This window comes from Curtobacterium sp. MMLR14_002 (genome assembly GCF_001864975.1).
Lineage (GTDB): Bacteria > Actinomycetota > Actinomycetes > Actinomycetales > Microbacteriaceae > Curtobacterium > Curtobacterium flaccumfaciens.
In genome coordinates, this window is record NZ_MJGT01000061.1 from 63631 (window position 1) to 72897 (window position 9267).

General features: G+C 70.8%; 11 protein-coding genes. 7 read left to right on the plus strand and 4 right to left on the minus strand.

The genetic code is table 11. The features are described 5' to 3' along the window. Window positions 1-31: 31 nt before the first annotated feature. Complete coding sequence (locus tag BIU91_RS18920) at window positions 32-1366, minus strand: hypothetical protein (RefSeq protein WP_071405512.1); 1335 nt, start codon at window positions 1364-1366, stop codon at window positions 32-34. A gap of 89 nt (window positions 1367-1455) precedes the next feature. Then, window positions 1456-1722 (minus strand): hypothetical protein, encoded by a 267-nt coding sequence (locus BIU91_RS11210; RefSeq protein WP_017886047.1) that lies wholly within the window; start codon window positions 1720-1722, stop codon window positions 1456-1458. A 150-nt stretch (window positions 1723-1872) separates the two neighbouring features. On the opposite strand from BIU91_RS11210, the gene msrA reads away from it, so the two are divergent. The 3 genes from msrA (at window position 1873) to BIU91_RS11225 (ending at window position 3444) form a co-directional block, all read left to right on the plus strand. Continuing rightward, window positions 1873-2400, plus strand: coding sequence for a peptide-methionine (S)-S-oxide reductase MsrA (msrA, locus tag BIU91_RS11215; protein WP_071405513.1), 528 nt, complete (start codon window positions 1873-1875; stop codon window positions 2398-2400). A 37-nt stretch (window positions 2401-2437) separates the two neighbouring features. Further along, the gene (locus tag BIU91_RS11220) at window positions 2438-2641 is read left to right on the plus strand and encodes a hypothetical protein (protein ID WP_027464651.1); all 204 of its coding nucleotides are present in this window, start codon (window positions 2438-2440) and stop codon (window positions 2639-2641) included. A gap of 119 nt (window positions 2642-2760) precedes the next feature. Next, window positions 2761-3444, plus strand: coding sequence for a single-stranded DNA-binding protein (locus BIU91_RS11225; protein WP_071405514.1), 684 nt, complete (start codon window positions 2761-2763; stop codon window positions 3442-3444). A gap of 72 nt (window positions 3445-3516) precedes the next feature. Here the strand turns inward: BIU91_RS11225 and BIU91_RS11230 are convergent, their stop codons facing one another. Next, entirely contained in the window at window positions 3517-4254 is a 738-nt protein-coding gene (locus BIU91_RS11230) for a hypothetical protein (RefSeq protein ID WP_071405515.1), read from the minus strand. Between the two features lie 192 nt (window positions 4255-4446). Here BIU91_RS11230 and ettA point away from each other — a divergent pair, with 192 nt between their 5' ends. Together ettA and BIU91_RS11240 are read left to right on the plus strand one after the other, a co-directional pair. Next, complete coding sequence (gene ettA / locus BIU91_RS11235; RefSeq protein WP_071405516.1) at window positions 4447-6132, plus strand: energy-dependent translational throttle protein EttA; 1686 nt, start codon at window positions 4447-4449, stop codon at window positions 6130-6132. 32 nt (window positions 6133-6164) lie between these two features. Beyond that, window positions 6165-6617, plus strand: a complete 453-nt coding sequence (locus BIU91_RS11240; RefSeq protein WP_071405517.1) for a thioesterase family protein — start codon at window positions 6165-6167, stop codon at window positions 6615-6617. Here the strand turns inward: BIU91_RS11240 and BIU91_RS11245 are convergent. Continuing rightward, on the minus strand, window positions 6604-7467 hold the full coding sequence (locus tag BIU91_RS11245) for an acyl-CoA thioesterase II (RefSeq protein ID WP_084741139.1): 864 nt from the start codon (window positions 7465-7467) through the stop codon (window positions 6604-6606). The two genes, BIU91_RS11240 and BIU91_RS11245, sit on opposite strands and share 14 nt — an antisense overlap. A gap of 91 nt (window positions 7468-7558) precedes the next feature. On the opposite strand from BIU91_RS11245, the gene BIU91_RS11250 reads away from it, so the two are divergent. Both BIU91_RS11250 and BIU91_RS11255 read left to right on the plus strand, forming a co-directional pair. Next, a complete protein-coding gene (locus BIU91_RS11250) occupies window positions 7559-8260 on the plus strand; it encodes a hypothetical protein (RefSeq protein ID WP_071405518.1) in 702 nt (233 codons plus the stop codon). A gap of 93 nt (window positions 8261-8353) precedes the next feature. Continuing rightward, entirely contained in the window at window positions 8354-9196 is an 843-nt protein-coding gene (locus tag BIU91_RS11255; protein WP_071405519.1) for an NAD(P)H-binding protein, read from the plus strand. Window positions 9197-9267: the final 71 nt, after the last annotated feature.

A 9267-nucleotide genomic window follows, 5' to 3' on the forward strand; every position in this document is an offset into this window, starting at 1 on the left:
GGATGGCGGCCCTGTTCTCGACGTGGGGGGGTTACTCGTCGTCGTCCGCGGCGCGGCGTCGGAGTTCGGCGGCGCTGATCGGCTGCGTGTACGGCGCCTCCGACGTCTCGTTCGCGTCCGCGGGCTCGGCCGGGGCCTGGTTCAGACGCGTCGGGACGGACGTGGTGTTCGTCGCGCCGGGGGTGTCGACCCGGGGTGCCGATGCGGGCGGGACGTCGTTCGCGGGCGCCCGGTTGACGTGGGCGTCGGCCGCGGTGGGCGTCGCGACGGGGCGGTCGGACGAGGACGGACGGTCGTTCCGCGGTGCACGGTCGGTGTCGCCGAAGGCGCGGGTGGCGCCGGCGTCGCCGGGTGCCCGCGTGGCGCTCGCGTCGCCGAAGGCCCGCGTGGCGCTGTCGTCGTCCACGACCTCGGTGTCGTCCGTGCCGCGGCCCTGGACGGAGCGGGCGGGCGAGGTCGGGGTGCCGAGTGCCGGACGGACCGGGGGTGCAGTCTCGTCGTCGCCGTAGACGCGGGTGGTGTTGTCACCGAAGGAGCGCGTGGCGTTCTGGTCGGCGCTGCCGCGGTTCGGGTTCGTGGCGGCACCACGGTTCACCGAGAACGACGGGGTCGTCCCGCCGGCGGCACCGGCAGACGCAGCGGGCGCGGCAGCACCGGCTGTGGCAGCTGCAGCGGTCGGCGCCGGAGGAGTCGAGGGTGCGGACGCGGGGCGCTGGGCCGGACGCAGCGAGGTCGTCGTCGGGGTGGGGCGCTCGGCGGGAGCAGCCGGAGCCGGAGCCGCCGCCGGGGCCTGTGCCTGCGTGCGCGGGGGCTCGGCCTGGTCGGCGTTCCAGTCCTGCTGGCGCTTGATCAGGTCGGCGTCGGGGTCCGGGGACTCGAACTTCCAGCGCTCGAGGTCGGCCTTGAAGAGCTTGCGCGCACGGCTCGGTCGCGCCTGCCAGTCGAGCAGGCGGTCACGGAACTCGGCGAGGGACTGGTCGGCCTGGAAGCTGAACGTCGACGAGTTCTTCTTGATGTCGGCGATCTCGTGCTGGGCCCAGTTGGCGGCCAGCGGCGCACCCTGCACGGGGAGCAGGCGCAGCCGGATGTCGGCGTCCTCGGCGAGGTGGTCCGCGTACGCACGCTCGTCGTGTCCGAGCGATCCCCACGCCGCTGCCTTGCGCGCAGCCGTCAGGATCGCGGCGACGGCCGCGTTCTTCGATTCCCGCTCCTGGAGCGCCACGACCCGCTTGGTCGCGCTGCGCCCGATGAGCGCCGCGATCACGCCCGCCACGACGATGGCGACGAAGGGGATCACAGCGCCCGAGAGCACCCGCCAACCCGTGTCGGACGAAGTCCAGTCGGTCAGGTCGTTCCACCAGTCCATGCGCGCACCATACCCACGGAACGGTCAGGCGTCGGGGAGGCCGGACGGCGTTCCGTGCATCCCGGTGCAGATGATTCCAATGTGGAACATCATGACCAGCGCAGGGTGTCCACGGCGTCGTCGGCGGACCACACGCTCGGCAGCTCGACGAACCGGCGCTCGGTCGCGACGTACCGGCGGGCACGGTAGGCGGTGTCGCCGGCGACGTCGATGCGGTCGACGTACCCGACGATCTCTCCGTTGGCCCGGGTGACCCGGCTCAGGTCGTCGCGGACGTCGAGGATGCGGTAGTCGCCCCGGGCGCGGGCCAGCGGGACGGTGCGGATCCGCAGTGCGGGTTCGGTGATGGTCTGCATCGCTGGCCTCCTGGTCGGTGTGGTGCCGACGCTACGGGGGACCACCGACACGCCGAGGAGTGCCGTCCGATCTGGGGAACAGGGTCCCCGCGCACACTGTTGTGGAGGAACGACGGGGCTGCACGGGCAGCCCGGAGAGAGGTTGTGCCCATGACCACGTTCGTGCTCGCAGGTGGATGTTTCTGGTGTCTCGACGCCGTGTACCGCACGCTCCAGGGTGTGCAGGACGTGGTGTCCGGCTACGTCGGCGGACAGGTCGAGGAGCCCTCGTACGAACTGGTGTGCACCGGGACGACGGGCCACGCCGAGGCGGTCGCGGTGACGTTCGACGAGTCGGTGATCCCGGCTGACGTGATCCTCGACGTCTTCTTCACGCTGCACGACCCCCGGCAGCTGAACCGCCAGGGGGCCGACGTCGGCACGCAGTACCGCTCGGCGATGTTCCCGGCCGACGACACGCAGCGCGAGCTGTTCGAGCGCGCCATCGAGCGGGCGTCGGACATCTGGGACGGCGGCATCGTCACCACCATCGAGCCGCTCTCGACGTTCTACACGGCAGAGGAGTACCACCAGGACTTCTTCGCGAAGAACCCCGGACAGGGCTACTGCCTCGCAGTCGCGCTGCCCAAGGTGAACAAGGTCCGGAAGGCCTACAGTCAGTACATCCTGGCGTCCTGACCCCGGGGCGGCAGGGCCACGAGGAGGTGGTTCGAACATGACGGACAACACGGGAACCTGGGTCGCGATCGGTCCGGCCGGAGCGGTGGGCAGCATCCACCGCGCGGCGGACGGGTTCCAGGTCGAGCTCTACGGGCGACGACGGGCGGGCGGGCCGTACCCGTCCCTCGAGTCCGCGAAGGGCGCGGTCCACGCCGCGCTCGGACCGTTGGCCGCCCGGCCCGAGTTCCGAGCGCACTGACCGGGCCCGGACTGGAGGCCCGGGGGACTCGTCCTCCACAGGTCGCCTGATCGGGTCCACACGCCACAGATCGAGCCCGGGGTCGCTGACGCGACCCCGGGCTCCGTGACGATCGACGCATGAACGACATCATCACCGTCTGCGGAATCGTCGCCACCGAGCCCCGGCACCTCGTCACCGAGACCGGCATCGCCATCACGAGTCTCCGACTCGCCTCACCCTCGCGCCGCTGGGACCGGGCCACCGCCGCCTGGGTCAACGGCGCCACCAACTGGTACACCGTCACCGCGTTCCGGTCGCTCGCGTCGAACGTGTACAAGTCCCTGAAGAAGGGCGACCGGATCGTCGTCGCCGGACGTGTCCGCATCCGCACGTGGGAACGCGACGGTCGCGGCGGGACCTCGGTCGAGATCGACGCCGACGGAATCGGCCACGACCTGGCGTGGGGGATCAGCAACTGGCTGCGGGTGCCGCGGCAGGTCGGCGACGGCACCTCTGGGCAGGGGGGCCTGCGCGGGGTGGACCCCCGCACCGGCGAGGTCCGCGAGCCCGCGGGGAACGGCACCGGTCACGGGTCCGACCACGGGGCGGAGCCGGACGATTCGCACGACCACGCACCGGCGACCGACCACGGTCCGGACGGTGACGGCGACGTCGACGGTGTCCACGAGGCACCGCCGCTCGGCGCCGGCGACGGCGAGGAGCCCGCGAGGCCGTCCGAGCACGTCCTCGAACAGGACGCCGCACCCTGGGACCCCGCGCCGCCCCTCGACGACCACGCCCACGACGCCGAAGCGGCCTGACCCGCACGCCGACCGGAGTCGGGGTGCGGGTCAGGCCGCCGGGGACGCGTGCGGTTCACCGCGTCGCGTCGGTCACCACTTCTGGGCGATCATCCCGATGCCGGAGACCTGGGCGGTGTCCCAGTTGCCGCCACGGGGCAGCCCGGTCACGCGACCGTCGATCGTGAAGCTGGCGCCCTGCACCCGTGGGCTGTTCGTCTGCTTCGCCTTCAGTCCGTGGAACGAGAAGCTCGTGTCCCACTTGCCGTTCAGGCCGGTGTTCGACTTGCGGTCGCCGACCGTGATGCGGGTGTTCTGCACCGTCGAGTGCACGACGTCACCGTTCAGGCGGGCGTTGGCCTCGGCGTTGAAGAACAGGCGACCGTCGAGGTTGAGCTTGAGGGTGCCGATCGTCTTGTGGTTCACGATCATCGTCGCGACGTCGTTCTTGTACCAGCGCATGCCGATGGGCGTGAGCTTGTTGGTGGCCAGGCCCAGGTAGCCGTAGGTGAACTTGCCGTTCTGCACGCGCTCCCAGATGTAGCGCGGCTTGCCCTTGCTCTGCGGGGAGCCCTTGTCCGACTGGATCCCGAACGAGTAGGCGTTGTTGTGGGCGTCGTGCACGTTGATGTACGACGAGTAGCCGGTGCCCGTGCCGTTGGCGCTGATGCTCGCCGTGTACAGCAGGTACGGGCTGCCCTTCGGCACGGCACCGGCGGCCGATGCCGGCGACACCGGGGCGATGAGCGCGACGGTGAGTGCGATCGCTCCGACGAAGGGGAGTGCGAGGCGGCGGAGCCGCGACGGGGTCGTGGTCGTGTGCGTGGTCATGGTCCTCGTCCTGTCCGTGGTCCTGATCCTGGTCCTCGTCGTGGTGAGCGACGGGCCCCCGAGGTTGCGGGGCGAGGAGAGGTTACGTCGAGACGTGCGTTGCGCAACAGGGCTGTTCGTACAGGTGCGGGAAGCGGCGATCCGGCGTCGGGCGAGCGGTGCTCCGACGGTGTCACTACACTTGGGGCCGATATGGCTGAGTACATCTACCAGATGGTCCGCGCCCGCAAGGCGGTCGGCGACAAGCTGATCCTCGACGACGTCACGATGTCGTTCCTCCCCGGTGCCAAGATCGGCGTCGTCGGACCGAACGGTGCGGGCAAGTCGACGATCCTGAAGATCATGGCGGGTCTCGACCAGCCGTCCAACGGCGAGGCGAAGCTCACGCCGGGCTTCAGCGTCGGCATCCTCATGCAGGAGCCGGAGCTCGACGAGAGCAAGACCGTGCTCGAGAACGTGCAGGAAGGCGTGGGCGAGATCCACGGCAAGCTCGCACGCTTCAACGAGATCTCCGCACTCATGGCCGAGCCGGACGCCGACTTCGACGCGCTCCTGGCCGAGATGGGCACCCTGCAGGAGGACATCGACGCCGCCGACGCGTGGGACCTCGACTCCCAGCTCGAGCAGGCCATGGCCGCGCTGCAGTGCCCCCCGGGGGACGAACTCGTCACCCACCTGTCCGGTGGTGAGAAGCGCCGCGTCGCGCTCTGCAAGCTGCTGCTCCAGAAGCCCGACCTGCTCCTCCTCGACGAGCCCACCAACCACCTCGACGCCGAGAGCGTGCTCTGGCTCGAGCAGCACCTGCAGCAGTACCACGGTGCCGTCCTCGCCGTGACCCACGACCGGTACTTCCTGGACCACGTCGCCCAGTGGATCGCCGAGGTCGACCGCGGCCGCCTGTACCCGTACGAGGGCAACTACTCGACCTACCTCGAGAAGAAGCGCGCTCGCCTCGAGGTCCAGGGCAAGAAGGACGCCAAGCTCGCGAAGCGCCTGTCGTCCGAGCTCGACTGGGTCCGGAGCAACACCAAGGGCCGTCAGGCGAAATCGAAGGCCCGTCTCGCCCGCTACGAGGAGATGGTCACCGAGGCCGAGCGCACCCGCAAGCTCGACTTCGAGGAGATCGTGATCCCGGTCGGCCCGCGTCTGGGTTCGCAGGTCATCGACGCCGAGCACCTGCGCAAGCAGTTCGGTGAGCGCGTCATCATCGGCGACCTGTCGTTCACGCTGCCCCGCAACGGCATCGTCGGCGTCATCGGCCCGAACGGCGTCGGCAAGACCACGCTCTTCAAGACGATCGTCGGCCTCGAGCCCCTCGACGGCGGCACGCTGAAGATCGGCGACACCGTCCAGATCTCCTACGTCGACCAGACCCGCGGCGGTATCGACCCGAACAAGAACCTGTGGGAGGTCGTGTCCGACGGACTCGACTACATCCAGGTCGGCAAGACCGAGATCCCGTCCCGCGCCTACGTGTCGCAGTTCGGCTTCAAGGGCCCGGACCAGCAGAAGCGCGCCGGCATCCTGTCCGGTGGTGAGCGCAACCGTCTGAACCTGGCGCTGACGCTCAAGCAGGGCGGCAACCTGCTGCTCCTCGACGAGCCGACCAACGACCTGGACGTCGAGACGCTCGGCAGCCTCGAGAACGCCCTGCTCGAGTACCCCGGTTGCGCCGTGGTCATCACCCACGACCGGTGGTTCCTCGACCGCATCGCTACGCACATCCTGGCGTGGGAGGGCCTCAACGAGGACGGCACGCCGAACTGGTACTGGTTCGAGGGCAACTTCGAGGCCTACGAGGAGAACAAGATCGAGCGCCTCGGTGCCGATGCCGCGAAGCCCGGTCGCGCGACGTACCGCAAGCTCACCCGCGACTGATCCTCGTGGCGAGACTGCACGCTCCCATCCGCATGCGGTGGAGCGACATCGACGCCTACGGTCACGTCAACAACTCCGCGATGCTGCGCCTCCTCGAAGAGGCGCGCATCGTGGGGTTCTGGGGTGCCGACCCCGGTGAGGACCCCGACGGCGACCTGCCCGAGCCGATCATCGACGGCCGGCCGGGTTCCGGCACCATGACCGTGATCGCCGGCCAGCGCCTGGAGTACCTGGCGTCGATCCCGTACCTCCGCCAACCGCTCGACATCCAGATGTGGATCGGGCGGCTCGGGGGCGCGAGCATCGACGTCTCGTACGAGGTCTGGTCGCCGGTGGGGCAGCACCCCGCCGTCCTGTACACCCGGGCGACGACGGCACTTGTGATGGTCGACGCGGCGACGAACCGTCCGCGTCGGCTGACCGACACCGAGCGTGCCGCGTGCGAGCGCTACCTCGAGGAACCTGTGCAGTTCAGCCGGCCGTAGGCACCCGCATCATGCCCTCCTGGGCGACGGTGGCCAGCAGCTGACCGTCACGGGAGAACATCCGGCCGAACGCAAGTCCCCGTCCGCCCTGTGCACTCGGGGACTCCTGCGTGTACAGGATCCAGTCGTCGGCGCGACCGTTGCGGTGCCACCACATGGCGTGGTCGAGGCTCGCGCTCTTGACCCCCGGGGTGCCCCAGGCGACGCCGTGCCGCCGCATGATCGGCTCGAGGATCGACAGGTCACTCGCGTACCCGAGCACCGCACGGTGGAGCGCCGGGTCGTCCGGCAGGTCGCCCTGCACCCGGAACCAGACCGCCTGGTGCGGCACGTGCTCGCCCTGCACGTCGACGAACACCGGGCCCTCGACGTGTCGCAGGTCGATGGACCGCGCGGCCCAGGCGCGTGCGACCGGGTGGTCGATCGCGGACAGGATCGACGCGGCCGACGGCAGGGACTCCGGGTTCGGGGTGTCCACCGGGTACGGGTCCTGGTGCTCGATGCCGGTGTCCGGCACCTGGAACGACGCGATCATCGAGAAGATCGGGACACCGCGCTGGTAGGCCTGCACGCGACGGGCCGCGAACGACCGGCCGTCGTGGATGCGCTCGACGCCGAAGGTGATCGGCACGTCGATGTCGCCGGGACGCAGGAAGTAGCCGTGCATCGAGTGGACGTCGCGTCCCTCGATCGTGAGCTGCGCGGCGACGATGCACTGCGCCAGCACCTGCCCGCCGAACACCCGTCCGCCGGGGGACCAGTGGCTGGCACCGGTCAGGATCGTCTCGCCCGTGCTCGCGCCGGTGTCCTCGAGTCGCAGGGTCCGCAGGAAGTCGGGTTCGCCGTTCACGCTGTGCAGTCTACGAACGCCCGCTCGCCGCCGTCGCAGGTCGTCGCGCCCAGGCTGCGCTGCGCCGATGGCCGGTAGGATCGGGGACGACATGGGCAACTCGTTCACGCTTCCCGACGCCGCCTCACTCGGTGACCTCCGCACGTACCTCGGACGTGCCGCTCGGATCGAGGACGGCTCGGTCCGGCTCATCGCCGACTCCGGCGTCCTGGCCGTCTACACGGCGATCCTCTACCCGCTCGGGCTGCTCGACGAACTGCCGACGGTGCTCGGCCTCCGCACGTTCTCGCTCACCGAACCCGCGTCGATCGACACCGTGGTCCCGCTGCAGTCGCTCCTCGAGCGCCTCCGCCTGCTGGCCGAGGCGCAGGACGCCGAACACGCCGAGGGCGCCGACCCGACGCGGGCCACCCCGATCGAGGTCGAGCTGCCGCACGAGGTGCACACCGTGACGTGGGCGGCCATCTCCCCGCCCCGCGGGGGCTGGGTCCCGCTGCCGGACGTCTCACCGGAACTCCTCCGCCGCGCCACCCGCGACGGCATCGCCGAGGTCGCCGACGCCGTGCCGTCCAACGCCGGCGAGGCCATCGTCCGACGGATCCGTGCCGAGGTCTGGGGCCGACCGGTCCCTGGCGTCGAGCACCTGCCCGCCGGTGCGGGCTTCGCGGGCGAGAGCCTCGGGTTCCTCGGGCACGACCCGGTCCGGCTGTTCGAGACGGGCCCGTGGAGCCGACTCACGACCTCGCGCGGCCACGTGCTCGTGAAGCGCCGCGCCTGGACCCTGAGCTCCTAGCGACGACGACCGTGACGCCGCGGTCGACGAAGACGCCGACCGCCGCCGACCGCCGCCGACCACGCCGCCCGGCCGCCGTGGTTGGCTGGCCGCATGCACGTCTTCCTCACCGGTGCGTCCGGGTACATCGGCTCCTCCGTCCTCCGCTCCCTCGTGGCCCACGGCGACGAGGTCACCGCGCTCGTCCGGTCCGACGAGAAGGCCCAGCACGTCCGTGACGCCGGTGGCCGGGCCCTGGTCGGCGACGTCACCGACACCGACGTCGTCGAACGCCTGCTGCACGAGAGCGACGGCGTCGTCCACACGGCATCGGCTCCGGGCGTCGACCCGGACTTCATCCGCACCGCGATCGGTGCCCTGGCCGGCACACCGAAGCCGTTCGTGCACACCGGCGGCATCTTCACCTTCGGTGACTCGACGGACATCTCCGAGCAGTCGCCGATCGACCCGCCGGCGTTGACCGCCTGGCGCGGACCGAACGAGGCGCTGCTCCGGGCGAGCGACGTGCGGAGCACCATCGTCGCCCCCGGCATCGTGTACGGGCGCGGCGCCGGCATCCCGGCGATGTTCGTCAGCGACGGCGAGCAGCCGGTGCGGCTGGTGGGCGACGGCTCGCAGCGCTGGACGACGGTGCACGTCGACGACCTCGGTGAGCTCTACGTCCTCGCGCTGCACCGCGGCGAGCCCGACGGGTACATCGTCGCCGCGACCGGCGACAACCCGACCGTCCGGCAGATCGCCGAGGCCGGGGCCCACGGAGCACCGGTCGTCGCCGAGAGCGTCGACGCGAGCCGCGAACGGCTCGGGCGGGACTTCGCCGACGCCCTGCTGCTGCACCAGGAGGCGTCCGGCGCACACGCCCGGTCGGCCTTCGGCTGGCGGCCGTCGCGGCCGTCCCTGGTCGAGGACCTCACCTCCGGCTCGTCCGTGCGCTGACCCGCGCTGCCCGAACACGCCGGCGTCTCGCGCGCACGAGAACGCGGGAACCGGCGGACGGGAGGCCCGTG